We start from the raw sequence: 25,791 nt of genomic DNA on the forward strand, positions 1-25,791 counted from the left end.
CGAGGGCGCGCGCCCGTCGTCGCTGATGCAACGAACTGATAAAGGACTATCTGATGGAAACGAATTCCGCCGCCGAATCGTCGGCCGCCGGCGCCGCGACGACCGCAGACCTGAGCCTGCTCGACCGTATCGTGCTCGAGGGCAACATGGCCGTCGAACCCTCGCAAGGCGTGTACGCGAAAAAGCTGATCGGTCAGCTCGCGTCGCAGATCCTCGACGAAGGCATGCGCACGAGCCCGGACAAGGGGGTGGTCGCGATGATCAACGAGCGCGTCGCCGAAATCGACAAGCTGCTCACCGATCAACTGAACGCGATCATGCACGACGAGGCGTTCCAAGCACTGGAAGCGTCGTGGACGGGCCTGCACGACATGGTCTACGGCACCGAGACGAGCACGCGCCTGAAGCTGCGTTTGCTCAACGTGACGAAGAAAGAGTTGCTCAAGGATCTGGAAACCGCCGTCGATCACGACATGAGCGTGCTCTTCAAGAAAGTCTATGAAGAGGAATACGGCACGTTCGGCGGGTATCCTTACTCGCTGCTGATCGGCGATTACACGTTCGGCCGGCACCCGCAGGACATCGCGCTGCTCGAGCGCATCTCGAAGGTGGCCGCCGCCGCGCACGCACCGTTCATCGCCGCGGCCGCCCCGAGCCTGTTCGATCTGAAATCGTTCACCGAACTGGGCGTGACGCGCGATCTGTCGAAGATCTTCGAAAGCGCCGAGCTCGCGAGCTGGCGCAGCTTCCGCGCATCGGAGGATTCGCGCTACGTGTCGCTCGTGCTGCCGAGCTATGCCGCGCGCTTGCCGTACGGCGCGAAGACGAAGCCCGTCGAGACGTTCAATTTCGAGGAGGACGTCGACGGCACGGACCACAGCAAGTATTTGTGGGCGAATTCGGCTTATCAGATGGGCTTGCGCATCACCGATGCGTTTGCCAAGTACAGTTGGTCCACGGCGATTCGCGGCGTGGAAGGCGGCGGTAAGGTCGAAGGCATTGCCGCTCACGCGTACAAGACGGCCGAAGGCGACGTGGTGCTCAAGTGCCCGACCGAGGTGACGATCACCGATCGCCGCGAGAAGGAACTGAGCGACCTGGGCTTCATCGCGCTCGTCAATTCGAAGGGCTCGAACTTCGCGGCGTTCTTCGGCGGTCAGACGACCAACAAGCCGGTGCTCTACAACAAGGACGAAGCCAATGCGAACGCGCAGCTTTCGGCGCGTCTGCCGTACGTGCTCGCGGCGTCGCGTTTCGCTCATTACCTGAAGGTCATCATGCGCGACAAGGTGGGCAGCTTCCAGACGCGCGGCGGCATCGAGGCCTATCTGAACAACTGGATCTCCGATTACGTGCTGATCAACCCGTCGGCATCGCAGGAGCAAAAGGCTCGCTTCCCGCTTGGCGAGGCACGCGTGGACGTGACGGAAGTACCCGGCAAGCCCGGCTCCTATCGCGCGACGTGCTTCATCAAGCCGCACTTCCAAATGGAAGATTTGACGGCTTCGATCCGGCTCGTGGCCGATCTGCCGGCGGCAGCCGCCTAACGGCGCGCGACCTATGAAAAACGCGGCGCCCGGCCGGGCGCCGCGGCTCCTTTCGCCACTTATCGCATCGGATCAAACATGGATACAGTCATCCTGCAGTTCAAGGACATCAAGGGCAACTCGATGATCGACGGCTACGCCGACGGCATCATCCTGTACTCGTTCAGCCACAGCGTAAGCATGCCGATGAACTCGGATACGTCGAACACGGAGCGCACGATGGGTCGCCCGACGTTCAGCGAATTCTCGGTCACGAAGGCGACGGACCAAGCCACGCCGGCGCTGTACGCGGCTTGCGCGGCGGGTACGAAGCTCGGCGACGCGACGATTTCGATCGGCCGTAACGAAGGCGGGAAGTTCATGCTGCTGATGAAGTACGTGCTCAGCAACGCCATGATCTCGCACATCAGCACCGGTGGCGGCAGCTCGGAGATGTCGGATTCGGTCACGATCCACTTCACGCAGATCACGTCGCAGTACACGCAGCAAAGCACCGACTCGACGAAGAAGGGTAACGCCTCGTTCGGTTGGGATCTCGCCGCGAACAAGGCAGCCAGCGCCTCGTAATCGAGGCCGGGCGCGCCGCCCACACGCGGCGCGCCCCGCGACCGATCGCCCCAGGCTTACGTTATGTCGACCCTCCGTCAAGGCTATCCGATGCCGCTCTTCGAGCGGCTCGTCGAGGATACCGGCGCTTGGCTCGAAGGCGAGGACGCGCTGCGGCAATCGGTGGCGCGCGAACTCGCGCGCTTGCTCAACGCGCGCTCGCGTCTGACGATGGCCGAGTTCGCGACGAGCGAATGCGGCGTGCTCGACTACGGCGTGCCCGACTTCTCCGAACGTTCGCTGCGCTCGGGCGCGGATCGCGATGCCATCTTGGCGGCGGTGCGCCGCGCGATCGCATTGTTCGAGCCGCGCCTCGTCAACGTCGCCGTGAAGTTCGGCTTCAAGGACGAGACGAGCCGCGATGCCGTGCTCATCGTCGAAGGCGACATCCGCGTGGAACGATCGGTCGAACACGTATTTTTTGAACTGGCGGCCGGGGCCGGGGAAAGCCCGGACGACCCGGACGGATGCTGAGCGACATGGCGCCGGACGACATCCTTCAGTACTACAAGCGAGAGCTGTCCTATCTGCGCGTGCAGGGGGCCGACTTCGCGCAGCGCTACCCGAAAGTCGCGGCGCGTCTTGCGCTGCACGGCACGGAATCGCTCGACCCGCACACCGAGCGGCTCATCGAGGCCACCGCGTTTCTCGCCGCGCGCGTGCATCGCGATCTCGATCAGGCGTTCCCGCAAATCGCATCGGCGTTGCTCGAGAACGTGTGCCCATCGCTCGCGCAAAGCGTGCCGTCTATGACGGTTGCGCAGTTCGAGCTCGATCCGACTCAAGGCAAGGTGACGGCGGGCTTTCGCGTGCCGCGCCATACGGGACTCTCGGCACTGACGGAGGCAGGGGACGCCTGCCGCTTCCGTACCGCGTGGGAAACCGTGTTGTGGCCGCTGACGATTGCCGATGCGGGCTTCGGCGACGACGCGACCCTGCGCCTGCGTCTCGAATGCGAGCCGGGCGTCGATTTCTCCGAGTTGGAACTGACTTCGCTGCGGCTGCATCTGCACGGCGATTGGATGATGACGGTGCCGCTCTACGAGCTGCTCGTCTCGGGTGTCGTCGGTGTGTCGCTCGAACCTGCCGGCGCGCCCCGCGTGCGGCTCGCGCAAGCGGCTTGGCGTGAAGTGGGCTATGCCGAGGAAGATCGCGTGCTGCCGCAACCGGCGCACGCGCACCCGGCCTACGGGCTCTTGCAGGAATATTTCGCATTCGCACGCAAGTTCCATTTCTTCGATCTCGACGTGCCCGCGGGCGCGTTCGGCCGCGGCCGCACTTGCGAGATCGTCTTGCACTTGGATCGCATGCCGCGCTCGCTCGCGCATATCGGCGCCCAGCATTTCCGCCTCGGCTGCACGCCCGTGGTCAATCTGTTCGCGCAGACGACGGAGCCGATCGTCGTCGACGGGCGCAGCTACGAGCATCGTCTCGTCGCCGAACAAAAGCGCGAAGCGATCACGGAGATCCATTCGATCGTCTCGGTGATCGCTTCCGATCCCGTCGCCGATCGCGCGATCGTGCTGCCCGGTTATACGGCGGTCGATCGGATGGACTCGGACGACGCGGGCACGCCGTCGACGTTTTGGTTCGCGCGCCGCGAACGCAGTGTGCGGGGCAACGTGCCGGGCGTCGATACGTATCTGAGCTTCGTCGATGCGAACCGCAATTTTGCGGCGCCGGCCTCGCCGGTGGTCTATGCGAACGTGCTTTGCACCAATCGCCGCCTGGCAGAGCACGTGCCGATCGGCGCGCGCATGCTCGTCGAGCGCGTTTCGCGCAACGCGCGCGTGCGGTGCTTGTACGAGCCCACCGCGCCGCGCGATCCGCCGCTCGGCAGTGAGGCGCTATGGCGGCTCGTGTCGGTCTTGACGCGCAACTACCACTCGCTCGTCAGCGGGCCCAACGGCCGGCGCGAGTTGCAGGAGATGCTGACGCTGTTCGCCTCCGATGCGCTGCGCGAACAAGATCAGATTCGTGGCATCAGCCGCATCGGGGCCCGGCACGTGACCGCGCACGTCGGCACCGACGCTTGGCGCGGCTACTGCCGCGGGACCGAGGTCAGCGTGGAGTTCGATGCCGATGCGTTCGTGGGCGGCTCGCCGCTGTTGATGGCTGCCGTGCTCGCGCGCTTCTTCGCGATGTGCACGTCGGTCAACTCTTTTGTCCGGCTCGTGGTCTGCCGTGGAGATGAGATATGGAAGCAATGGGAGCCGATGACCGGTTGCCAGCCGCTGCTCTGATCGCCCGGCTTCTCGCGCGTCCGCACGACTTCGACCTGTTCCAAGCGATTCATCTGCTGGAGCGCGCGCAATCGTGGGCGCGGCCGCTCGGAACGGGTGATGGGACCGACGAGGCCGTGCGCTTCGCCGGCCATGTCTCGCTCGCGTTCGAACCGAGCGACATCCGCGCGGTGCGTGCCGATACGGCGCAGCCCGGGCGCACGACCTACACCCTGACCACGGCGGCGATGACGCTCGCGGGCGCGAGCGGGCCGCTGCCGCTGCCGTTTACCGAATGGCTGTTGGCGCGGCGCGCGGCGCGTGAAACGGCGATGTCGGATTTTCTCGACATCTTCAACCATCGCTTCCTGTCCTTCCTTTATCGAAGCCGGCAAAAACATGCGCCGGGGTTGAACGGACGCGCCCCCGACGAGGCGGCGCTCACCGCGTGCCTGGACGCGCTCGGCAATCTGGGTTTGCGCGCCGGCGAGCGCGGGCCGGCCGGGGCTCGCCGCTGGCTGCGGCATGCGGGGCTCCTGGGCGGCGCGCCGCGCTCGATGGCCGGATTGTTGGCAATGCTCTCCGACCGGCTCGGGGTGGCCGTGCGCGGCGGCCAGTTCGTCGGCGGCTGGCGCGAGTTGGACGCCCGCGATTCGGCGCGCTTATCGGGCCTCGGGCGCGGCGCCAGCCGCTTGAACGGCCGAGCGGTGGTCGGGCGGCGTTGCTGGGACCAAGCGGCCGGCATCCGCATCGAATTCGTCGATCTGGTTCCCGACCGATTCGACGCGCTGTTGCCCGGGGGCAAGCTGCACGAATTGACCGCCTGGCTCGTGCAATCGTATTTGGAACAGGATCTCGACGTTCATGTCGTGCTGCGGCCGGCGCCGGGCCCGGCGGCCTGCGCGGTCGGCGGCGCGGGCGCGGCGCGTTTGGGCTGGACGTCGTGGCTGGGCGCTCAGCGCACTCCGAACACGCGCGAGGCGCAACGTACGCCGCGCGCGCCGGCCCGATTCACCCTGCGCATGGCGCCGAGCGCGCAAGCATGGCGCCCATCGAACGCGTAACCGAGCCAATATGGAAATCGACATCCGCACTTTAGTGAGCCGGCTCAATCCGGCCTGCAAGCACGCAATGGAGCTTGCCGCGCAGCTATGCGTGAGGCAAACGCACTACAACGTCGATGTCGAGCACTTCCTGCTGCAATTGCTCGAATCGGATGCGCCCGATCTGCGCGTCATCCTCGAGCATTTCGAGGTGGCTTCTGCCGACGTTTGCGCGCAGCTTCAAAAGGCGGTGGATCAATTCAAGCGCGGCAATGGGCGCACCCCCGCGTTGTCGCCGGATTTTTCCCGCTTGTTTCAAGAGGCTTGGCTGTTGAGCTCGATGCTGCTCGGTCAGCAGCAGATTAGGTCGGGCACGGTGCTGCTCGCATTGCTCGAAGTCGATGCGCTACGCGGGATGTTGATCGATTCCGCGCCTTCGCTTCTGAAGATCCCGCGCGCGACGCTGCGCGAATCGCTGGCGGCCGTGCTCGCCGCGTCCGGCGAAGACGGCGGCCCGGCGGGCACGCCCGCGGCTCATGGCGCCGCGGCGCCTGGCCAAGGGCCGCTGCCGGCGATGCCGTCGGCTGCGGGCAGCAAAGCGGGTGGCTCCGCGCTCGCGCAATACACGGTCGATTTGACGGAGTTGGCCCGCGAAGGCGCGATCGATCCGATTTGCGGACGAGATCTGGAGATTCGCCAACTGATCGACGTGCTGCTGCGCCGGAGGCAAAACAACCCGATTCTGACGGGCGAGGCGGGCGTGGGCAAGACGGCGGTCGTCGAGGGCTTCGCGCAGCGCATCGTCCTCGGGCAGGTCCCGCCCGCTCTGTTGAACGTCAGCGTGCGCTCGCTCGATCTCGCGCTGCTGCAAGCGGGGGCGGGCGTGAAGGGTGAATTCGAAAACCGGCTCAAGTCGGTCATCGCCGAAGTAAAGGCGTCGCCGGTCCCCGTCATTCTTTTTATCGACGAAGCCCATCAACTGATCGGCGCGGGCGGCAGCGAAGGCCAAGGCGACGCGGCCAATCTGCTCAAGCCCGCGCTCGCCCGCGGCGAGTTGCGCACGATCGCGGCCACCACTTGGGCCGAGTACAAGAAGTACGTCGAACGCGATCCGGCGCTTGCGCGACGCTTTCAAGTCGTCAAAGTCGACGAGCCGAGCGAGGCCGTCGCCATCGAGATGCTGCGCGGCATGGTACCGAAGCTCGCCCAACATCACGGCGTCGAGATCGTCGACGAAGCGGTGCGCGATGCGGTGAAGCTCTCGCATCGCTATATCTCGGGGCGTCAATTGCCCGATAAGGCGATCAGCGTGCTCGATACGGCCTGCGCACGCGTCGCTATCGGGCAAAGCGGCGTGCCGCAAGATATCGAGGCGCTGGGCCGCGCACTCGAGTCCGGCGAGAATCAACTGCGTATTCTGCGCCACGAAGCGGCAACGGGTGCCGATCATGCCGATGCGATCGCCGCGCTGAGTAAGCAGCTCGAAGAGCAGCGCACGAAGCACGCGCGGCTCACGGAAAAGCTCGCGACCGAGCAGCGGGCCGTCGAAGAGATCCTGGCATGGCGGCGCAAGATCGCTCGTCAGGTGGATGCGCCGGAGCCGGCCGAGGAGGGCGAGGACGCGCAATCGCTGCTGGCCAATCTCGGACGCCTCGAAAAAGGCCTGGAGGCCGTGCAGAACGACGAACCGATGGTGCCCGTGTATGTCGATTCGGCGATGGTGGCCGAGGTCATCTCGGGCTGGACGGGCATTCCCGTGGGCCGGATGCTGGCCGACGAGCTTCATACGGTGCTCTACCTGCACGAGAAGCTCGCCGAGCGCGTGGTCGGTCAGGACGAGGCGCTCGATGCGATCGCACGCCGCGTGCGGACGTTCCGTGCGGATCTGGACGATCCCGGCAAGCCGGTGGGCGTGTTCTTGCTGGTCGGCCCGAGCGGCGTCGGCAAAACCGAGACCGCCGCTGCGTTGGCCGACACCCTGTACGGCGGCGAGCGCAACATGATCACGGTGAACATGTCGGAGTTCCAGGAGGCGCACAGCGTCTCGGGGCTCAAGGGCGCACCGCCGGGGTATGTCGGATACGGGCGCGGCGGCGTCTTGACCGAGGCGGTGCGGCGCCGGCCATACAGCGTCGTGCTGCTCGACGAAATGGAGAAGGCCCATCCGGACGTGCTCGAATTGTTCTTCCAGGTATTCGACAAAGGGGTCATGGAAGACGGCGAAGGCGTGCCGATCGACTTCAAGAATACGTTGATCCTACTGACCTCGAACGCGGCGCAGGAGATCATCACCGAAGCGAGTCAAGGCGGCCGCCGGCCGCCGCCCGAGGAGTTGATCGAGCGGTTGCGGCCCGCGTTGCTGCGCCAGTTCAGCCCGGCTTTCCTCGGCCGGCTCGTGCTCGTGCCGTATTACCACCTCGGCGACGCGCAGATCGCCGCGATCGTCAACTTGAAACTAAACCGGCTCGCGGAGCGCTTCGCGCGCAACCATCATGCCGAGCTGACGTGGGACGACGACTTCGCGCGCGTGATCACCGAGCGCTGCAAGGAAGTGGACAGCGGCGCGCGCAACGTCGACCATATCCTCACGCAGATCGTCCTGCCCGAACTGGCGCGCGAGGTGCTCGAACGCATTTCGGTGGCGGAACCGTTCTCGGCCGTGCATCTCGCATTCACGCCCACGGGTAGCCTCGCGTTCGGCTTCACCGCGGGTGAAGGAGCCTAAGATGCCGCAAGTGACGACGGTCCAGTCCGGCAGCTTCCTTTCGGTGACCACGCCCTTTGGCGAGGACGTACTGCTGCTCGAGGGATTCTCGGGCCGCGAAGCGATTTCCGAGCCGTTTCATTTCGAGTTGCGGATGCGCTCGACCAATCCCGCGCTGTCGGCGGCGTCGATCGTCGGAAAAAGCGCCACCGTCACGATACAAACGCATGGCGGCACGCCGCGCTATTTCAACGGCATCGTCACTCGGTTCGCTCAAGTGGGCGCGGACGCGGCGTACGGCTACTACTCGGCGGCGCTCGCGCCGCGCTTGTGGCTCGCGACGCTCGGCAGCGACCGCGTGATCTACCAGAACATGACCGTGCTCGATATCGTCGAAAAGGCGCTATCGGGCCTGGGCATCACCGTCAAAAAGAACACGACGGGCGACTACGCCGCGCGCGAGTACTGCGTGCAGTACGACGAGAGTCCGTTCCATTTCGTTTCGCGGCTGATGGAGGAAGAGGGCATCTTCTACTTCTTTACGTTCGCGAACGGCAGCCATACGATGGTGCTGGCCGATAGCCCGTCGGCGCACGAGGCCACGCCGAATGCCGGCAAATTGTGGTTTTCCGGCGATTCGGTCGCGCATAGTCCGGCCGAGCGCGTAAGCTCGTTCGAGCTCGTCACCGGGCTAACCGAGCGCACGCATATCGTGGCCGATTACGACTTCACGTCGGCGGCCGTTTCCACGGCAACGTCGTCGTCAAGGAGCGGCACGACGAACGGCACCCGCTATACATTCCCGGGCCGCTACGCGCAGGCCAAGGACAGTAGCCGTACCGCGGATTTGCGGCTGGCGGCGCAACAGGTCGGGCAACAAACGGGCAGGGGGACGAGCGCGTGCTTCGCGCTGACGGCCGGATCGAGCTTTACGCTCGGGGGACATGCGAACGGCGCGGTCAACGCCAACTATGTCGTGCGCGCCGTCGAGCATAGCGCGACGAACGACCAATACACGAACGAGTTCGTGGTTTTCCCGTCATCGGTCCCGTTTCGCCCGCCGCTCGTGACGCCGCGGCCCGTCGTTGCCGGCAACCATACGGCGACGGTCAGCGGCTCCTCGGGCGAAGAGCTTTGGACCGACGCCTATGGCCGAATCAAGGTCAAATTCCACTGGGACCGCTCGTGGACCGAGCACGAAAACACGTCGTGCTGGGTGCGCGTCGCACAGACCGTGGCGGGCAACGGATGGGGACATTTCTTCCTGCCGCGCGTGGGCCAGGAAGTGATCGTCAGCTATGTCGACGGCGATCCCGATCGCCCGCTCGTGACGGGCTGCGTGTACAACAAGTCCAGCACGTTGCCCTATGAAATGCCGTCGATGCAAACGCGCAGCACGATCATGTCGCGTTCGTCCAAGAACGGCGAGGCCGGCAACGAAATCCGCATGGAGGACAAGACCGGCAGCGAGGAGCTGTATCTGCATGCGCAGAAGGACATGAACCTTTCGATCGAGAATGCGTTGGCGACGACCGTCATCGCGGGGAATGAAACACATACGGTCCAGAAGGGCGATCGAGTCGTGGACGTGCAGACGGGTAAGGAGACGCACACGGTCAAAGGCACCCGCTTGCTCGACGTGACGGGCGACGAGACCCATAGGAACCACGCGAAATTCACGCACGACGTGACGGGGGATTACACGCTCAAGGTGAGCGGGAACTTGACGATCGACGTCAGCGGTTCGATCACGTTCAAATCGGGTACGTCGTTTAGCGCGAAAGCCGGTACGTCGCTCTCGAACGAGGCGGGGACGACGCTCGCGAACAAGGCCGGCACCACGCTCACGATCGAGGGGCTCGAGGTGCAAGGCAAGGCGTCGGCGACGGCCTCGGTCGACGGCGGGGGCATGCTGGCCTTGAAGGGCGGCATCGTGAAGCTGAATTGACCGCGTCCCCCTATCGTCCTCATCGCCATGTCCGATCTCGATCCTAGGCATTCCCCGACTACTTCGCCCGCCTCGCCGGGGGAGCAGGCGCATGCCGTCGTCGAGCAGCGCGACGCGAACGGCGCGCTCGTCGGCCGTGACGCGCTGGCCGGCGGCGTCGCGCACGGGCCGATGATGCGGTGTACGCCGCAAGGCCAGCCGACCTTCGAGGCGCACTACGCGCATGGCGCGCTGTCGGGGCCCATGCGTGCCTACGATCCGCCGGGCGTACTCGTGAAAGAGGCGCACTACGCTCAAGGCAAGGAAGACGGTCTGACGACGCTGTATCAGGACGGCCGCGTGGCTGCGCGGCAACGGTACGTGCGGGGCGTGCTGCAAGGCGAGAGCGTGTCGTACGCGCCGTCGGGGCAGGTGACGTCGCGTTTGCCTTACGCGGCGGGCAAGCTGGAGGGCGAGGCAGTCTATTTGCATGAAGGCGTCGTCGTGCGGCGCGCCCGATACCGGGCGGGTGTGCTCGAGGGCGAGACGCTCGAGTATGCGGCGGACGGCACGCTGGTGCAGAGCTTGCCGTATCACGCCGGTCTGCTGCACGGGACGGCGCGGCGCTTCGCCCCGGACGGGCGGGTGATGGCCGAGCGCCGCTATGCGAGCGGCAAACCGCAAGAGGCTTGGTGCGATACCGACGCGCCCGTGGCCGGTCAAGTGGCGGGCTTGCCGAAGCTCGTCTCGAACTTCGAGAAATGGGTGAAGGGCTGACCGATGGGCATTTTGGTTACCACGGGCACTACGCTGCAATGCAGCTTCGGCGCGGCGCCCTCGGCGTTGAACGTGCTGCCGACCTCGCGCGTCATGGCGGGTGCACCGGCCGCGACCATCATGGATCACGCGCCGATGGTCAACGTGATGCCGTTCGGCATGTGCAACTGCCCGGCGAATCCGACGGTCGCGGCGGCGACCGCGGCCGCGTTGGGCGTCTTGACGCCGATGCCGTGCGTGCCGGCCACGGCGGCGCCATGGGTGCCCGGATCGCCGACCGTGCTGATCGGTGGGCAACCGGCGCTGCAAAACGATTCGAAATTGATGTGTAACTGGGGCGGCGTGATCCAGATCGTCGCTCCGGCGCAATTCACCACGATGGTTCCATAAGGACGAGCGGCGATGCCTTACGTTTTTTCGATGACGACACGGATGGCGACGATCGCGGCTTGCTGCGTGTTGCTGCTGTGCGTCCTGCTCTTCTTGCTCGGCGTCGAGATTGGCGCGCGCTACGTCGCGCCAGCCCAGGCGAGCGCCACGCCGGCGGCGAGCGAACGTGCGCCGGCGCCCGCGAATCCGGACGCCGCTAGCGCGCCCGCCGTACCCGCTTCCAACGCTTCTTGAAACTGCAAACGGTAATTGCCATGCCTATGCTTTACTTCCCGGGTCTCGCTTCGCAACGGCGTTCGGCCGTCGCGCGCGGGACGCGCCTCGCCGCCGCCTTCGTGACGGTCATCGCGCTTTTCGCGGGCGCGAATACGGCGAGCGCCGCCGGTACGTCTGCGCCGGTGCCCGCGCCCGCCGCCAGTGCGCCGCCCGCGATGACGTCCACCGGGCTCGTGCGGATGCCGGACGGACGTTTGCTTGCTCCGGAATTCGCCCGCATCGTGAATCGCGGCGAACTCGTGGTGGCGATGCTCGGCGTGGACCAGCCGCCGTTCTTCCAGACGCGCAACGGACGCTTGCAAGGGATCGACGTCGACATCGCCGACGAGATCGCGGCGAAGCTCGGCGTCAAGGTGCGCTTCAACCGCGATGCGAAGACCTACGACGGCGTCGTCGCCGAGCTTGCGAACGGCGATGCCGATCTGGCCGTCAGCAAACTTTCACGTACGCTCGCGCGAGCCGAACTGATCAGCTTCAGCACGCCGTACGTTCGCCTGCATCGCGCGCTGCTGCTCAACCGGTTGAACTTCGCCCAAGTCGCGCGCGGCCGCCCCGCGCCGGAAGTCATTCGTTCCTACGACAGCACGATCGGCGTCGTGATGAATTCGTCGTATTCGCAGTACGTCCAGACGAACTTCCCGAACGCGAAGGTCAAGGCATATCCGAGCTGGGACGCGCTGCTCGGCGGGCTCGACAAAGGCGAGGTGACCGCCGCCTATCGCGACGAATTCGAGGTCAAGCACGTGCTCAAGAGCGATCCGACGGCGTCGCTGAAGTTGCGTGTCGTCACGCTCGACGATCTGGAGGACCCGATTGCGATCGGTGTGAACGTATCCACGCCGGCGCTACTCGCGTTCGTCAATCAATTCCTTGCCGAACGCAGCACCAAACTCGATGTAAAGACGTTGCTGCAAGCCACCGATAACTAAAACAAAGAGCGCTACCCGGAGACCGACGATGAATTCGAACAAACTCTATGCCCTGGCCGTCAATCCTTGGATCGTGATCGGCAGCCTCGCACTCGGCAGCGCGCTCGGCCTATTGCTGCCGGCGATCGCGCAACGGCTCGACGTGATCGGCGATCTGTACGTCAATTTGCTGAAGATGACGACGTTGCCGTTCATGGTGTCCGCCGTGATTTTCAGCCTGCAGCGCTTGTTCCGCGACGGCGGCACCTCGCGCTTGCTGCTGCGCGTCGTCGTGGTCATCCTCGGCGCTTCGGCGACGGTGGCTCTGATCGGCGCGATCGTGCTGCTCACGATGCGGCCCGGCTCGAATCTCTCGACGGCGACGATGCAGACCTTCGGCGCGATGGTGGGCAGCGACGCCTCGGGCACGAACGAAACCGTCATGAGTCTGTACGGCACCGATACCGTGCCGAAGACGATCGGCTTTACCGATATGCTGCAAAGCCTCGTGCCGAGCAATATCTTCGCGGCGCTGGCGAGCGGCGATGCGCTCAAGGCGCTCGTGTTCGCGCTGCTGTTCGGTTTGGCCGTGGGCCGCGTGCCCGAACGGATCTCGGTGGGTTTGAGCCAAGCGCTCGAGACGGTCTACCATGCGTGCCAGAAGCTGATGCATTGGCTCAGCTATCCGCTGCCGCTGATTCTGTTCTGCATGAGCGCGGCGCAATTGGGCAAGTCGGGTGTCGGACCGCTGCATGCGATGCTGCAGTTCGTCATTGCCTTCTTCGTCGTGGCGGTGCTTTTGCTGGTGCTGGCGGCCGCGATCATCTGGAAGCGTTCGGCCAATTCGCTTGGCGGCACGCTCGATGCGCTTCGCGCGCCGTTCGCGCTTGCGCTGGCGACGCGCAACAGCGCGGCCTGCATGCCGAGCATGATCGAGAGCCTCGTTGATCGGCTGGGCTTCGCCCGCTCGCGCGTCGAACTGATGGTGCCGCTCACGGTGTCGCTGCTGCGTGTGGGTCCGATGGTCTATTACGTCTGCGCCACGCTGTTCATCGCACAGCTATACGGGCGTCACCTCGGGGTGGCCGAAGTCAGCACGGTCGTACTGGCCTCGATCCTCGCGGGTTTCGCATCGGCCGGGATGACGGGGCTCGTCACCGTCTCGTTGATCGGCATGACGTGCGTGTACCTGAGCTTGCCGTTCGAGGCGGCCTTCATTCTGTTTCTTGCGGTCGATCCACTGTGCGACATGCTGCGCACGTTAATTCTCGTCATCGGCAATACGGCGGCCGTGTCGATTATTTGCCCTCGGCCGCTCAAGCTCTAGGACCCGACCATGGCATTGATCGGCATCCTGGGCGGCATGGGACCGCTTGCCACCGTCGATTTCATGCAGCAGGTGATCGCGTTGACGAACTCGGCCGGCGCCTCGCGCGATCAGCAGCACCTGGAGCTGCTCGTCGCGCACCTGCCGCATATCCCCGACCGCTCCGAAGCATTGCTCGGCAGCGGCGAGAGCCCGTTGCCGGCGCTGCTGCGCGGCATCGATATGCTCAATCGCAATGAAGTCGAACTGATCGTCATTCCGTGCAACTCGGCGCATCACTGGTACGACGCGATGCGCACGCATAGCCGGGCTCCGATCATCCATATCGCCGAGGCGAGCGTGGCGGCGCTGCCGCCTGAGGCGTCGCGCGTGGCGGTATTGGCAACGGGCGGCACGTTTCAGTCCGGCCTCTATCAGCGCATGCTCGCCGCGCGCGGGTTCGAATCCATCGATCCCGACGACGCGACGCAACGGCGTATCGACGCCTGCATCCGCGAAGTCAAGGCGGGCCGGATCGATGCATCGACCGAACATCTCGCGGCGGCGCTTGATTGGCTGCTCTCGCATGGTGCGCAGGCGATCGTCTGGGGTTGCACGGAATTGCCGCTGGCCGCGCGAGAGATGGACCTTCCGGCGATACCGATCGTCGATAGCACGCTCGAACTCGCGCGGGCGACCGTATCGTACGGTCTCGCGCGCGGCTGGAATTCGCCACGATGAACGCGCTGAGACAACTGCCCAATTCCGCGCCGGTATTGCTGCTGTGTGTCGTGCTCGGCTGCGTTGCCGGCGCATTCGTCGAGCCGGTCGGCGCCGCCGCCTATGCGCTCGGCCAGGTCTACATCTCGCTCGTGACGATGGCGGCCGTGCCGTTGCTCGTCGTGGCGATGTTCTTTGGGCTGCGACAACTGTTGGCGCTGCCGCGCCCCGGGCTGCGGATCGGCACCATGCTGATGGTGGCGATCGCGCTCGTCGGATTGTGCGGCGCCGCCGGCACGATCGCGGGTGCGTTGGCGGCGCCGGGATTGCATTTGTCGGCGGCCGCGCACGAGCACCTCGGCCGGCTGATCCTGACGAGCGGCGGCAACGCGGGCGAGGTCCGCATGACGCTGTTCGCCCAGGGTGCGCAGCCGGCGGCCGATGGCATATTCGCGCTGAACGACTTGGTGCCCGATAACTTTTTCGGCGCCCTCGCAAACGGCCGCGCCCTAGGTATTCTCACGTGCACGATTTTGTTCGGCATGGCGTTCGCCGCGCTATCGAGCGAGCAGACGAAGGTGCTCAATGGCATCTTCGAAAGCATCTACCGGGCTCTGGAAGCGCTGATCGGCTACGCGAATCTGCTGTTGCCGGTGCTCGTGTTCGGCACCGCGGCCCATTGGGTGGCGCACACGCCCCGCGAGATCGTCTCGGCGATGAGCGGATTCATCGAGGTGTTTCTGGTTATGGCGGGCGTCTTCTCATGCGTTGCGCTCGCCGCCATCGCGATGCGTACGCGCGTGTCATTCATTCGAGCGCTCGCGTGCTTGCGCGCGCCGATGCTCGTGGGCTTCACGTCGGGCACGGCAACGGCGGCGATCCCGCATACGATCGAGGCGATGAGCGCGAAGCTCGGTTGCAGCCGTGGGGTCGCCGAACTCGTCGTGCCGTTCGGCGCCGTATTCGTGCGCGCCGGCTCGGCGCTCTATTTCGCATTGGTGACTACATTCGTCGCCAATCTTTATGCGCATTCGCTCGACGTCGCCGACTATGCGATCATCGGCGCCGCCGCCACCTTGGCCGCTTTCGCGTCGGCGGGGCGCAACGGAGCGGGCGGCATCGCCGCGGCGGGAATGGCGCTGTCGCTGTTGCGCTTGCCGGCGGAGGCTGCCTTGGTGCTGTTCGTGGCGATCGATTTGCTGTGCGACGGGCCGCGCAATGTGCTGAGCTTGCTGTCCACGTGCACCGTCGTCGCGCTGGTGTCGGCGGGCTTGCAGGCCGAACGAGCCCCCGTCTCGGCACAAGCCGTATCGCCGGATGGCGATTCCGCGCTGGTACGCCTAGCATTTACTCGAGCGCAACTCGCGTTGGTGGCGGGGTGCGCGCTCGTGGCGGCTTCGTTGATCGTAATCATGGGGATAGGAGTGGGAGCGAGATGACTCACTGGCGACGCTATGCGCGGCAGCTTCTCTTCGAATGCGGCGGTGCGACGCTTCGCGCGAGCCCCCGCCCGCGCGTGGGGATGTTCGCATCACGCGGCGAGCGTGCGAGCCTGCGGCGGTGGGCCGCCGGACTATTGACGGTGCTGTGTTTCGCCGGACTCGCCGGCTGTTCGATGCTGTTTCCGTCGGGCGAGAAAGTGAAATGGGACGAACTCACGCTGGCGGCGAGCGACGATGCGAACAACGACAGTCCCGTCGCGGTCGACGTCGTGTTCGTCACCGATCAGGCCCTGCTGGCCCGCGTCGCCGAACTGCCTGCCTCGAAGTGGTTCGCGGTGCGCGACGATTTGACGGGCACGTTTCCGGGGGCGATCCGTTATCAAAGCTGGGAGCTCGTTCCGGGGCAGCGGCTCGTGGTGCCGAAGGACAAGTTGCGCGGGCCGCGCGTGGCGGGGGTCTTCGTGTTCGCGGATTATCCAGGGCCGGGTGCCCATCGCGTGCGAGTCGAGCGATTCGACGGCCGGCTCGTCGTGCAACTCGGCGGCAACGCATTTTCAGTTTCGAGTGTGAAATGACAGAGCTTCGCTGTGCTTCCGATTCCCTGCGTGCCGCGCCGTCGCGCGGCTGCGTCGACCTATTCGATATGGGGGGCCGTCATGCCTGATCGATTGTTGCCCATCGTCGATCGCGTCGAATGGTTCGAGGGAATGATGCTCGCCCCGCAGCATTTTCAATTGCTCGGGGCGCGCGTCGATTCGCTCGTCGCGTGGCAAACGCTGGCGGCCGCGCCGTTCAGTTGGGGCGTGCGGCGCCTCGCGTTCGACGAGGGCTTGCTCGCGGCCGGCGTGGTACGCGTGCTCGCGCTCGAGGCCATCATGCCGGACGGCACTGCGGTGTCGTACTCGGCCGATTACGGTCAACAGGGCAGGCTCGAGCTTTCGCTGGCGCCGTTCGCCGAACGGATCGCCACGGCTGAACTCGAGATCTATTTGACGTTGCCCGTGGCCGCCTCGATGCGCGGCGAGGCTGAACTGCGGCGATTCCGCTCCGTGCCGGGCGAGCCGGTCGAGGACACCACGTCGAGCGCGCCGCCGGCCGATATTCCTCGCTTGCTGCCGAACCTCGCGCTCGAGGCGGGGGAAATTCCCTCGGCGCGCTTCGTCTCGCTGTGCCTCGGCACCGTGTACAAGGACAACGAGGTCGTCAAGCTCGGCGAGCGGCAGCCGCCGCTACTGGAAGTGGCGCGCGAGAACCCGCTGTGGACGGCCGTATCTTCGTTGCTTGGGCAGGTGCGCGGCAAAGCCGCGTTCGTCGCCCGGCAGACGGCGATTCCCTCGTCGAAGGCGGACGACCGTTTGAATCAACTCGAATTGAAGGACCGGCTGCGCAGCTTGCTCAGCGCGTTGCCGTTGGCCGAGGCAGTTTTGCGTACGCCGCATCTGCATCCGTTGGCGCTCTATCATGCGCTTGCCGCATTGCACGGTTCCCTATCGATGCTCGCCCCCGGCGGTCTGCCCCCCGTGCCGCCCGATTACGACCATGCCGATCCGCTTGCCGTGTTCAAGCCGCTGCTCAGTTCCTTACGCGAAGCGATCGCGGAGGTCAGCGAAGGGTACCGCGAACGAAAATTCCGCTTCGGCAACGATTTGTTCGATATCGCCTTGCAACCGCAATGGGTGGACGGGCGGCTCGTCATCGGCCTACGCGGTCAATCGGATCGCGATCTATTGGCTTGGATGGACGGCGCGGTCATCGGCTCCGAGTCGGTCTACGGCTCGTTGCGCAGCCGTCGCGTGCTCGGCGCCGGACGGCGCCCCGTGGAATATGCGGAAGAGCTCGGCGTACGGTCCGGATCCGGCTATTTGCTGTTCGAAGTCGCCGCCGACCCGTTGTTCGTAAGGGCGGGCGAGGCGCTTGTCATCAGCAACCCGAACGAGGGGGCGAGCGCGCAACGGCCCCAGGAAATGTTGCTGTTCACGAAAGACTGACGATCGACACGAAGATGCTACGCAATCGTATTGAAATCGAAGAGAACGATCCCGCGATGGAGCAGTTTCGCGCGTTCCTCGACGAGCTCGTCAAGGCGCAAAAGCGGTTCTCCGAGGCCGCCGAGACCGATGCCGACGAGGCCGCGCAGGGCATGTCGAGGCATCTGCTGAACGTGCTCGAGATCCAGACGCTGCAGTCGCGCCGCGACAGCACGCGCTTCGATATCGAGAACATCGCCGACGCCCGCTACCTCAAAGCCGTACTTGCCGACGAACTGCTGCTCAATGGCGAGTGGGCGGGGCGCGAGCGCTGGACTTCGACGTTGCTCGAATCGACGCTGTTTCGCACGAACATCGCCGGCGACCTCGTCTTCAAGAAGATCGAGGCGCTGCTGTCGGATCGAGAACCGTCACGCCGTGAGATCGCGCGGCTTTACCTATTCGCGCTCGCGATGGGGTTTCAGGGGCGCTTTCGCGGCGGCGGCGACGAAGCGCAGGCGCGCTTGCGCAGCTATCGCGAGGAACTGTACGAGTTCATCTACCAGCGCCGTGCCGACCTGGGCGGCCGCGATCGCGTAGTGGCCGAGTCGGCCTACACGAACACGCTCTCGCACATCGCACCGCGCAAGTTGCCGAGCGTGAGCCGTTGGAGCGTCATGGCGTTGCTCGCGGTCGTCGCGTTGCTGGCTATCTCCGAGATTTTGTGGGTGTGGCAATCGTGGCCCGTCCGCCAGGCCTTGCACGGCGATACCGTGGTGGGAGTGAGTTCATGAGCGTCTTGCATCGAGAGGTCATCGCGAGGGCGCTATGCTGACGAGCAATCTGTTCTTGTTGTCGGTCGCAGTTCTGATCGCGCTCGTGCTCATCGTGCTCGGGGCCGTTCTTTGGATTGCCGCGCATAGCGCACAGAACAAACCGGCCCCGGAGCGCAAGATCGTGCGGCTGCGCACCGATTCGTTGCGCAACGCATTCCGTCAAGCCGTCGAGCTGATCGAGGGCAACATCGCCTCGCGCAGCGAACGTTACAACGTGCCTTGGGTCATCGTCTTGAACGAGGGAGACGATCCACGGCCCTTGCCGATCGCGCAGGCCGGCGTGGCGAGCGTCTTGAGTTCGGAGGCTGCCAATCCCGCTGCGATCCAAGGGATCTCGTGGAATTTCTTCGATCGCGGGATTGCCATCGACATCAAGGCCGCGTACCTGGGTTCGCCCGACGAGGACAGCGATGAAAAGCCCTGGGACGAATTCCTGAGCCTGTGCCGCAACTATCGGCCGCAGCGTCCGTTCGATTCGGTGGTGGTGACGGTACCGGCTTCGATGCTGCTCGCCGATCACCCCGATGCGCGTCTGGAACTCGAGCGCCACGCGAAGCTCGCGCACCGTCGGCTCTGGCTCGCACAGAATCGGTTCGCGATGCGTTTCGCGGTCTATGTCGTCGTCACCGGCTGCGAAGCGCTGCCCGGTTTCGCCGCTTTCGCGCGTGCTTTGCCTGAACCGCTGCGGGCCAGTATGCTCGGCTGGTCCTCGCCGTTCGATTTGTCGACGACGTATCAATCGAGTTGGGTCGATACGGCTATGGCCAGTATCGAGCGCGCCGTCTCGGATGCTAGCGCCGAACTGTTTACGCTCGACACGGGCAACATCGACGTGCAAGGATGTTTATTGCTGCCGGCGCGCGTCGATGCGATGCGCGCGCAGTTGCAACTTTACGTCGACGAGCTGATGCGGCCGAGCGCGTATCACGAGCCGTTCTTCTTTCGCGGAATCTATTTGACCGGCGACAGCGGCGAGCTCGCGCAGCGCGGCGAGGCGGCCGGGCAAGCGGGCGAGGCGCAGGCGCCGGTATCGCCCGAGGCGTACGACCCGTACGCCGAACGCGCCGAGCCGCGCTTTGCGGCGAACGACGGCGATGAGAAGGCGCACGAAGACGGCCGCGCGCTGAACGATTTGATGCTGCAGCCGGCGTTTTTGCGAGACCTCTTCGAGAAGAAGATCTTCCTCGAATATGGCTTGACGCGGCCCTCGCGCTCACAGCACCTCACGCGGCCCATGCTGCATCGCGCGGTACGCTGGGGCGGCATTGCCTTGCTGGGCGGCTGGGCGATCGGGCTTGCGGGCGCCACGCTCGCGCTGAGCCACCGCAACCCGAGGCTCGTCGCCGCGCTTAACGAACTGCACGCCGACGCGCAAGAACGCGATGCGGCGGCGCGCGGCGGAGAGTCGCTGCCCGCCGATTGGTACCGCACGAAGACGCTGTCGCTGATCGGCCTGAACGGCGAGCATATCGGGACGCTTTGGACCGTCTTCATGCCGGGCTCATGGAGCGTGTTCGACGATCTGGATGAGCGCGTGCGCGCGCGCTTCGAGCGCGAGTTCGGCGAGATAGCCCTCACCGCGCTCGAACGGGAGATGTTGGCGCACGTGAGCCGCATGACGGGCGTGGCTACCGATCCGAGCACCGGGCAACTGATCGTCGGCGACGATTGCGCCGCGCCCGCACTCGGCAGCGATTCGCCCGTGGTCGGCAGCTTGGCCGTCGACGACCTGCCGGCGATGCACGCGATGCAACACTACGTGACTTCCGTCGATCAGCTCGACGCAGCGCTTGCGGCGATGCAGCGCTTGCAGCGGCCTTCGCCGGGCAACGAGGAGGCGCTTAGGCTCGTGGTGCGCTATGCGTTCGGCGCCGAATTGCAGGGCAACGTCGCCGGTAGCCTGCGCTACTTCTATCGCGATGCTTCCAGCCGCGGCGACGCCTACACGGCCGACCGCACCGGCGGTTTGAACGTGCCGGTCATCAGCCAGGCCGTGCGTTGCACGTTCGACAAAGGCGCGCAGCAACTGGACGCTCAAATGTTCGCGGCCAATCCGCTGCTGGCGGCCGAGCGGACCGTCACGGGCGAAATCGACGCGCTATCGGTCGGTAGCGTCGGCCTGGGCGACTTTGCGCAGACGAGCGGCAGCTATCGCGCGATCGTCTCCGGCATCGACATGCAGCAAACGTTGCTGGCTTCGGGAAAGGCGGGTTGGATGCACCAGACGCAATTCAATCCGGGACCGGTATGGGATCGCATGTACATTCGCGCGGCGCAGAACCGGCTGCTCGGGGCCGATCTCGTCGCACGCCTGCGCGAGCGCTCCGGCACGGCGTTCGAGGTTTTTTCCACCGAGATGGCGCAGCGCTTCGGCGGCCCGGACGGCGGTGTGATTTGGGTCGACAAAGATGCACGCTACGTCGTTTCGCCGGCGCGCCTCGCGTTGCGGGACGGATTGGCGAAGCTGCTGTCGCAGCCCTTCATGGTGGCGCCGCGCAATGTGCCGTTGCCGGCGGTGCCTGACGGTTCGATCGTGACGTGGGACAGGACGCAGCTCGATCAGGCGATCGCGCTCGGCGACGAACGCAAGCACTATCTCGCCGAGGGCTTGGCCACCTTGCCCGATGCGGTTCGGCCCGCCGTCCAGCAAGCGCTCGACGCGCAGTTCGCTCGGCTCGTACTCGATCAAGTGGCGTCCGCGGCATCCGTGTCGCCGGCGCAAGGCGATACGATCACTGCGGCGGGGACTGCCTTCGACGCGGCTCGCACGCGGCTAGTGAAAATTCGCGCGGTGCTCGCGGAAATGGGCGCCAACGCGCAGGCGGCCGATCTGGATACGCTGGTGTCGAGCGACGCGATGCAGCACCTTCGTCTCGTCGATAATGCGCTTGCGCAGTCCGATCTGTATGCGACGCGTCCGGCGGGCAGCGCGCCGAGCGGGGGCAGGCCTGTGCTCGCCGCATTCGGCGTCGGCGATGCCGCCGCGCTCAACGTTTATCTGCAACAGCAATCGCTGCGCGCGCTCGAATTAGGTAAGCAAGCGAAGACCTATCTGTCGGCCCTCGACGGCGCGGAGGCGAACACGCCGCTCGCGCAGCGCTGGCAAGCCATCGTGACCGACCTCGACCGCTATCAGTTGAAGAACCCCAACAGCAGTTTGCTGATGCTCGAGCAATTCCTGCAGACGGTCGCGGCCGATCCGAACGCGAGCGAGTGCGTCGATCGCTTCCCGCCGCGCCCGACCGGTGTCGGCGGCGACTACTTCACGTCGTTGCATATGCGTCTTTACGACAGCTTGCTGTCGCGCTGCGGCGCGGGCCTCGCCGATGCGCTACGCGGAGAATGGGATAGCTTCGCGGCGGTCTACAACCAAAGCGTGGCTTACCGGCGGCCGTTCGGCGGAGCGCTTGCGCCCGCCAAACTGAACGAGGCACCAGCGACGCCGGTCGATTACGGCGAGCTCGGCGTCGCGCTCAAGCGCTACGAGCAGGTCGCGCCCTCGCTGCGCGCGTCGGGGGCGGGGGCGCATGCGATTCGCGCTAGCTCGGTGCGCCATTTCGTCGAGCAATTCGATCCGGTCGATGCGTTGCTCGCGCCGCTCTATCCCGGCGCCGACGGAACGATGGCCGGTTACGACGTCAGCGTCGACTTCCGTGCCGACCGCGCATCGGAAGTCGCGGGCAATCAATTGATCGACTGGACGATTCAAGTCGGCGATCACAGCGTGTCGCTGCAAGACGCATCGCATTCGGTGCATTGGGAGTACGGCATGCCCGTCTCGCTCGTGCTGCGTTTTGCGAAGAACTCGCCGTTGACGGCGAAAAACGATCCGGCGCAGCGCAATTTCACGACGGACGGCGAGACGTTGACCTGGCAGTTTTCCGATCCGTGGGCGCTGCTTTCGTTTATTTCCGAGCAGCGCGTCGCCGATACGACGGTGCGTTCGAGCGCTAGCGCGTCGCTGCTGAAATTCGAGTTTCCGCTTGCGACCTCCAATGCGGCCGATACGGCGCTCGTCGCCAAGTATCCGCGCGGCCGTGTCTTTCTGCGTGTGCGGTTGACGCCCGGCGGTAAGAAGATTCCGCTTGCGTGGCCGAACAGCTTTCCGGCGCATGCCCCGAACTGGAGTACATCATGAACCCGTCCGATTTGATTGAAGCCGAGCTGAGCTTTGCCGTCGATCTGGAGCCCTTGCTGAGCCCGTTGCCCGACGGCGAGGGTGTCGGGGTGTCGTTGCGCTCCGATCCGATTTGGCAACGGATTCGCGACGCCCAGCGTGAGGACGATCCCTCGTTGCCGATGGGTGCCTGGGAGCGCCCGCTCATCAAAGCCGACTGGCATGCCGTCGCGGCGCTCAGCGCCGATGCGCTTCGCTCGCGCAGCAAGGACTTTCACCTGGCCGTTTGGCTCTGCGATGCATGGACGCGCCTATACCGGCTCGAGGGTCTGATGGCCGGCGTGAAGCTGCTGACCGAGCTGGTCGATCGGTATTGGGATCGTGCCTATCCGCTGATCGAGGGCGACGACATGGAGGCGCGCGCCGCGCCGCTTCATTGGATCAGCCGCCGGCTCGAGATCGTATTGAAGCTGCACGTGCCGTTGATCGGGCTATCGGTCGAGCCCGGATTCGTCAATCTGGACGACTGGCGGCGAGTCGTCGCCGCGTCGTTGCAGGACGACGATGAGACTGCCACGGCATTGCCCCGCGAGATGCTCGATCGCGAGGCCGCGCAAGGTTCGAACCTCGCGTTGCTGCGGCAACTCGAGCGAACCTCGGGCTCCGTGCTCGCCGCCATCGAGGCCTTGTCGCGCCGGCTCGACGAACGTTTGCGCGACGACGCGCCGAGCTTCGCGCGCGTGCTCGCCACGCTTGGCGAACTGCAACGCGCTGCCCGCACGCTACGCGGTGACCATGCGTTGGACGAAGCGGTGCCGCCGGCATTATCCGGCGAGCCGGCGGACGAAATTCGCGTGGCCGAAAACGGCGACGCACCTATGGAGGTCGAGATGCCGTCGCGTACGATTCCCCTCACACGCGAGCATATCGTCGATCGCGCGCACGCCTATCGGTTGCTGGAGGATATCGCGCGGTATTTGGCGGAGCATGAGCCGCATAGTCCAACGCCTTATCTGCTGGCGCGCGCCGTGAGCTGGGGGCATATGCCGTTGCCCGAGTTGATGCGCGACATCGTGAGCCAGGAAGGCGATCTGGGCCGGTACATGGCAATGCTCGGCGTGGAGCCGTAGGCTCGATGGGGAGGAGCGGGCAGAGGATGACAGCAACTGCCTTATACTCGTTTCAACGTCGGCGTTTGCTGCCGACATTGAACCCGCGAAGAACTCATGGATGCCTCGCTGAAAATCTTGCTAGACGCCGTCGACGCCGATAAGGCGAAGCTCGACGCCTTGCGTCCTCTGCCGCCGCATACGTTGGCGTCATTGCGTGAAAAGTTGACGCTGGAGTGGACGTATCATTCGAACGCGATCGAAGGCAACACTCTGACGCTGCGCGAGACGAAAGTGGTGCTCGAAGGCATCACGGTCGGCGGCAAGACATTGCGGGAGCACTTTGAGGCTGTCAACCATCGCGATGCAATTCTCTACGTCGAAGAGATTGTCGCGAAGCAAGAGTCACTCACGGATTGGCAGATTCGAAACATCCACGGACTTGTTCTCAAGGGCATCGACGACGCTGAGGCGGGCCGCTACCGGCAGGAAAACGTCGTGATTTCCGGCGCGAGCGCGGTCCCCCCCGACTTTCTGCACTTGCCGGCGGAAATGGCTGCCCTCGTAGCGTGGTACGAGCAGGCTGGGGCGATGCGTCCGGTGGAGCGCGCAGCTCAATTGCATACCCGCTTCGTAAAAATTCATCCGTTTATCGATGGCAACGGCCGGACTGCCCGCTTGCTACTGAACTTCGAGTTGATGAAGTTCGGCTATCCGCCGGCCGTCATTCGTAAGGAAGACCGGCTCGCTTACTACGATGCACTCGACGAGGCCTGCGTTAGCGGCAACTTCGAAAACATCACGCACCTCGTTGCGGAGGCGGTCAAGCGATCGCTCGACACCTATCTCCAGGTGCTAGGCCCGCGCGGATAGAGGCCGAGCCTATCTCAGCACCGACCGCAAATATTCGGTCGCGAAGTCGATGAAGGCTCGCACGCGCAGCGGCAGCCTGCGCTGTACGGGATAGACGACCTGTGCGGGCAGCGGCTTGGCGTGCCACTTCGGCAATAGGCGCACGAGTCGCCCCGAAACGAGGTCCTCCTCGACCAGCCATTCCGGCAATACGGCGACGCCGAGCCCCATCCGTACCGCTTCGCGCATGCTCGTCACGCCCTCCGAAATCATGACGGGATCGATGGCAAACGTCTCCTTCATCGTTCCCGAAGACAACACCACGTCCTTCGCGCCGCCGAACTGACTGCTCGACAGCGCGATCCACGGCACCCGCGCGATCCGCTCGAGCCGGTTAAGGCCTTTGTGCTGCGCGATGAAGGACGGGGCTGCCACCGGGAAGCGCCTGATCTCGCCCAAGGATCGCGCAACGACGCGCTCGTCGCTCAGCGAACCCGCCACGATGCCCGCATCGCAGCCTTCCTCGATCATATGCAACGGCCGGTTCGAATAACCCAATTCGATCCGCACGGCCGGATGCGCCTGAATGAAACTGGCGATCAACCTGCTCACGACGGACTGGCCGAAGTCGATCGTCGAAAACACGCGGATGTTCCCGGCCAACGCATGTTCGTCCTCGCGAAACCGCTGCTGCGCTTCGTCGGCCAGCGAGAGCAGCGCCTGCGCGTCGGCCAGAAAGCGATGCCCCGCATCGGTCAAATGCATGCGGTGCGTGTCGCGCCGAATCAGCGGCGCGGCGCATTGCGCTTCGAGCGCGCGAAGCTGACGGCTCAGCGTCGGCTGCGTCACGCGCAGCTTGCGCGCGCCGGCCGAGATACTGCCGCTCTCGACAATCGAGACGAACGCTCGCAGCAAGGAAAGGTCGTCGAACATGCTCATACGGTTCGTGCATAGGTGATATGACGGTTATGCGCGTTCCAAGATAACCGATTCGGCGGGAAGATGCACCCATCGCATCAACGAACCCAGTCCACCCCAACCG

Annotated in this window: 21 protein-coding genes; 20 read left to right on the forward strand and 1 reads right to left on the reverse strand. The window is 65.0% G+C overall.

All coding sequences use genetic code 11. From position 1 onward, the window contains the following. The first annotated feature begins 53 nt into the window (after nucleotides 1-53). The 20 genes from tssC (at nucleotide 54) to DXT59_RS03155 (ending at nucleotide 24,770) form a co-directional block, all read left to right on the forward strand. A complete protein-coding gene (tssC, locus tag DXT59_RS03060) occupies nucleotides 54-1,547 on the forward strand; it encodes a type VI secretion system contractile sheath large subunit (RefSeq protein ID WP_116135464.1) in 1,494 nt (497 codons plus the stop codon). 78 nt (nucleotides 1,548-1,625) lie between these two features. Beyond that, the gene (locus tag DXT59_RS03065) at nucleotides 1,626-2,114 is read left to right on the forward strand and encodes an Hcp family type VI secretion system effector (protein ID WP_116135465.1); all 489 of its coding nucleotides are present in this window, start codon (nucleotides 1,626-1,628) and stop codon (nucleotides 2,112-2,114) included. Between the two features lie 63 nt (nucleotides 2,115-2,177). After that, nucleotides 2,178-2,627 carry a type VI secretion system baseplate subunit TssE gene (tssE, locus tag DXT59_RS03070; RefSeq protein ID WP_116135466.1) on the forward strand — a complete coding sequence of 150 codons (450 nt, stop codon included), beginning with the start codon at nucleotides 2,178-2,180 and terminating at the stop codon, nucleotides 2,625-2,627. A gap of 5 nt (nucleotides 2,628-2,632) precedes the next feature. Continuing rightward, nucleotides 2,633-4,396, forward strand: coding sequence for a type VI secretion system baseplate subunit TssF (tssF, locus tag DXT59_RS03075; protein WP_116135467.1), 1,764 nt, complete (start codon nucleotides 2,633-2,635; stop codon nucleotides 4,394-4,396). Then, on the forward strand, nucleotides 4,351-5,439 hold the full coding sequence (gene tssG, locus DXT59_RS03080) for a type VI secretion system baseplate subunit TssG (RefSeq protein ID WP_116135468.1): 1,089 nt from the start codon (nucleotides 4,351-4,353) through the stop codon (nucleotides 5,437-5,439). The genes tssF and tssG overlap by 46 nt, the downstream gene beginning before the upstream one ends. Before the next feature lie 10 nt (nucleotides 5,440-5,449). After that, nucleotides 5,450-8,143, forward strand: a complete 2,694-nt coding sequence (tssH, locus tag DXT59_RS03085) for a type VI secretion system ATPase TssH (protein WP_116135469.1) — start codon at nucleotides 5,450-5,452, stop codon at nucleotides 8,141-8,143. A 1-nt stretch (nucleotide 8,144) separates the two neighbouring features. Beyond that, nucleotides 8,145-10,070: a type VI secretion system tip protein TssI/VgrG gene (gene tssI / locus DXT59_RS03090; protein ID WP_116135470.1), complete on the forward strand. Its 1,926-nt coding sequence runs from the start codon at nucleotides 8,145-8,147 to the stop codon at nucleotides 10,068-10,070. A 27-nt stretch (nucleotides 10,071-10,097) separates the two neighbouring features. After that, entirely contained in the window at nucleotides 10,098-10,826 is a 729-nt protein-coding gene (locus DXT59_RS03095) for a toxin-antitoxin system YwqK family antitoxin (protein WP_116135471.1), read from the forward strand. Between the two features lie 3 nt (nucleotides 10,827-10,829). After that, a complete protein-coding gene (locus tag DXT59_RS03100) occupies nucleotides 10,830-11,216 on the forward strand; it encodes a DUF4280 domain-containing protein (protein WP_116135472.1) in 387 nt (128 codons plus the stop codon). 12 nt (nucleotides 11,217-11,228) lie between these two features. Further along, nucleotides 11,229-11,450 (forward strand): hypothetical protein, encoded by a 222-nt coding sequence (locus DXT59_RS03105; RefSeq protein WP_116135473.1) that lies wholly within the window; start codon nucleotides 11,229-11,231, stop codon nucleotides 11,448-11,450. A 26-nt stretch (nucleotides 11,451-11,476) separates the two neighbouring features. Continuing rightward, a complete protein-coding gene (locus DXT59_RS03110) occupies nucleotides 11,477-12,421 on the forward strand; it encodes a substrate-binding periplasmic protein (protein ID WP_240324387.1) in 945 nt (314 codons plus the stop codon). Between the two features lie 28 nt (nucleotides 12,422-12,449). Beyond that, a complete protein-coding gene (locus tag DXT59_RS03115) occupies nucleotides 12,450-13,727 on the forward strand; it encodes a dicarboxylate/amino acid:cation symporter (RefSeq protein ID WP_116135475.1) in 1,278 nt (425 codons plus the stop codon). Nucleotides 13,728-13,736: 9 nt separating this feature from the next. Further along, nucleotides 13,737-14,447 carry a cysteate racemase gene (gene cuyB, locus DXT59_RS03120; RefSeq protein WP_116135476.1) on the forward strand — a complete coding sequence of 237 codons (711 nt, stop codon included), beginning with the start codon at nucleotides 13,737-13,739 and terminating at the stop codon, nucleotides 14,445-14,447. Beyond that, entirely contained in the window at nucleotides 14,444-15,865 is a 1,422-nt protein-coding gene (locus DXT59_RS03125) for a dicarboxylate/amino acid:cation symporter (RefSeq protein WP_116135477.1), read from the forward strand. Before cuyB ends, DXT59_RS03125 begins: the two co-directional genes overlap by 4 nt. Beyond that, entirely contained in the window at nucleotides 15,862-16,443 is a 582-nt protein-coding gene (locus DXT59_RS03130; RefSeq protein WP_240324379.1) for a hypothetical protein, read from the forward strand. Before DXT59_RS03125 ends, DXT59_RS03130 begins: the two co-directional genes overlap by 4 nt. An 81-nt stretch (nucleotides 16,444-16,524) precedes the next feature. Continuing rightward, nucleotides 16,525-17,856: a type VI secretion system baseplate subunit TssK gene (gene tssK, locus DXT59_RS03135; RefSeq protein WP_116135478.1), complete on the forward strand. Its 1,332-nt coding sequence runs from the start codon at nucleotides 16,525-16,527 to the stop codon at nucleotides 17,854-17,856. A gap of 14 nt (nucleotides 17,857-17,870) precedes the next feature. Further along, nucleotides 17,871-18,629, forward strand: a complete 759-nt coding sequence (locus DXT59_RS03140) for a DotU/TssL family secretion system protein (protein ID WP_116135479.1) — start codon at nucleotides 17,871-17,873, stop codon at nucleotides 18,627-18,629. 34 nt (nucleotides 18,630-18,663) lie between these two features. Next, complete coding sequence (locus DXT59_RS03145; protein WP_116135480.1) at nucleotides 18,664-22,809, forward strand: type VI secretion system protein; 4,146 nt, start codon at nucleotides 18,664-18,666, stop codon at nucleotides 22,807-22,809. Further along, nucleotides 22,806-23,918, forward strand: a complete 1,113-nt coding sequence (tssA, locus tag DXT59_RS03150; RefSeq protein ID WP_116135481.1) for a type VI secretion system protein TssA — start codon at nucleotides 22,806-22,808, stop codon at nucleotides 23,916-23,918. The genes DXT59_RS03145 and tssA overlap by 4 nt, the downstream gene beginning before the upstream one ends. Before the next feature lie 96 nt (nucleotides 23,919-24,014). Continuing rightward, on the forward strand, nucleotides 24,015-24,770 hold the full coding sequence (locus DXT59_RS03155) for a Fic family protein (protein ID WP_116135482.1): 756 nt from the start codon (nucleotides 24,015-24,017) through the stop codon (nucleotides 24,768-24,770). Between the two features lie 9 nt (nucleotides 24,771-24,779). On the opposite strand, the gene DXT59_RS03160 is transcribed toward DXT59_RS03155, so the two are convergent. Beyond that, nucleotides 24,780-25,682, reverse strand: coding sequence for a LysR family transcriptional regulator (locus DXT59_RS03160; protein WP_240324380.1), 903 nt, complete (start codon nucleotides 25,680-25,682; stop codon nucleotides 24,780-24,782). Nucleotides 25,683-25,791 lie beyond the last annotated feature (109 nt).

The organism is Trinickia diaoshuihuensis (genome assembly GCF_003390925.1).
GTDB classification, from domain to species: Bacteria; Pseudomonadota; Gammaproteobacteria; order Burkholderiales; family Burkholderiaceae; genus Trinickia; species Trinickia diaoshuihuensis.

Bases quoted from the DNA above. Each gene is read 5' to 3' on its own strand.
- tssC (WP_116135464.1), top strand. From the start codon at position 54: ATGGAAACGAATTCCGCCGCCGAATCGTCGGCCGCCGGCGCCGCGACG.
- DXT59_RS03065 (WP_116135465.1), top strand. From the start codon at position 1,626: ATGGATACAGTCATCCTGCAGTTCAAGGACATCAAGGGCAACTCGATG.
- tssE (WP_116135466.1), top strand. From the start codon at position 2,178: ATGTCGACCCTCCGTCAAGGCTATCCGATGCCGCTCTTCGAGCGGCTC.
- tssF (WP_116135467.1), top strand. From the start codon at position 2,633: ATGGCGCCGGACGACATCCTTCAGTACTACAAGCGAGAGCTGTCCTAT.
- tssG (WP_116135468.1), top strand. From the start codon at position 4,351: ATGGAAGCAATGGGAGCCGATGACCGGTTGCCAGCCGCTGCTCTGATC.
- tssH (WP_116135469.1), top strand. From the start codon at position 5,450: ATGGAAATCGACATCCGCACTTTAGTGAGCCGGCTCAATCCGGCCTGC.
- tssI (WP_116135470.1), top strand. From the start codon at position 8,145: ATGCCGCAAGTGACGACGGTCCAGTCCGGCAGCTTCCTTTCGGTGACC.
- DXT59_RS03095 (WP_116135471.1), top strand. From the start codon at position 10,098: ATGTCCGATCTCGATCCTAGGCATTCCCCGACTACTTCGCCCGCCTCG.
- DXT59_RS03100 (WP_116135472.1), top strand. From the start codon at position 10,830: ATGGGCATTTTGGTTACCACGGGCACTACGCTGCAATGCAGCTTCGGC.
- DXT59_RS03105 (WP_116135473.1), top strand. From the start codon at position 11,229: ATGCCTTACGTTTTTTCGATGACGACACGGATGGCGACGATCGCGGCT.
- DXT59_RS03110 (WP_240324387.1), top strand. From the start codon at position 11,477: ATGCTTTACTTCCCGGGTCTCGCTTCGCAACGGCGTTCGGCCGTCGCG.
- DXT59_RS03115 (WP_116135475.1), top strand. From the start codon at position 12,450: ATGAATTCGAACAAACTCTATGCCCTGGCCGTCAATCCTTGGATCGTG.
- cuyB (WP_116135476.1), top strand. From the start codon at position 13,737: ATGGCATTGATCGGCATCCTGGGCGGCATGGGACCGCTTGCCACCGTC.
- DXT59_RS03125 (WP_116135477.1), top strand. From the start codon at position 14,444: ATGAACGCGCTGAGACAACTGCCCAATTCCGCGCCGGTATTGCTGCTG.
- DXT59_RS03130 (WP_240324379.1), top strand. From the start codon at position 15,862: ATGACTCACTGGCGACGCTATGCGCGGCAGCTTCTCTTCGAATGCGGC.
- tssK (WP_116135478.1), top strand. From the start codon at position 16,525: ATGCCTGATCGATTGTTGCCCATCGTCGATCGCGTCGAATGGTTCGAG.
- DXT59_RS03140 (WP_116135479.1), top strand. From the start codon at position 17,871: ATGCTACGCAATCGTATTGAAATCGAAGAGAACGATCCCGCGATGGAG.
- DXT59_RS03145 (WP_116135480.1), top strand. From the start codon at position 18,664: ATGCTGACGAGCAATCTGTTCTTGTTGTCGGTCGCAGTTCTGATCGCG.
- tssA (WP_116135481.1), top strand. From the start codon at position 22,806: ATGAACCCGTCCGATTTGATTGAAGCCGAGCTGAGCTTTGCCGTCGAT.
- DXT59_RS03155 (WP_116135482.1), top strand. From the start codon at position 24,015: ATGGATGCCTCGCTGAAAATCTTGCTAGACGCCGTCGACGCCGATAAG.
- DXT59_RS03160 (WP_240324380.1), bottom strand. From the start codon at position 25,682: ATGTTCGACGACCTTTCCTTGCTGCGAGCGTTCGTCTCGATTGTCGAG.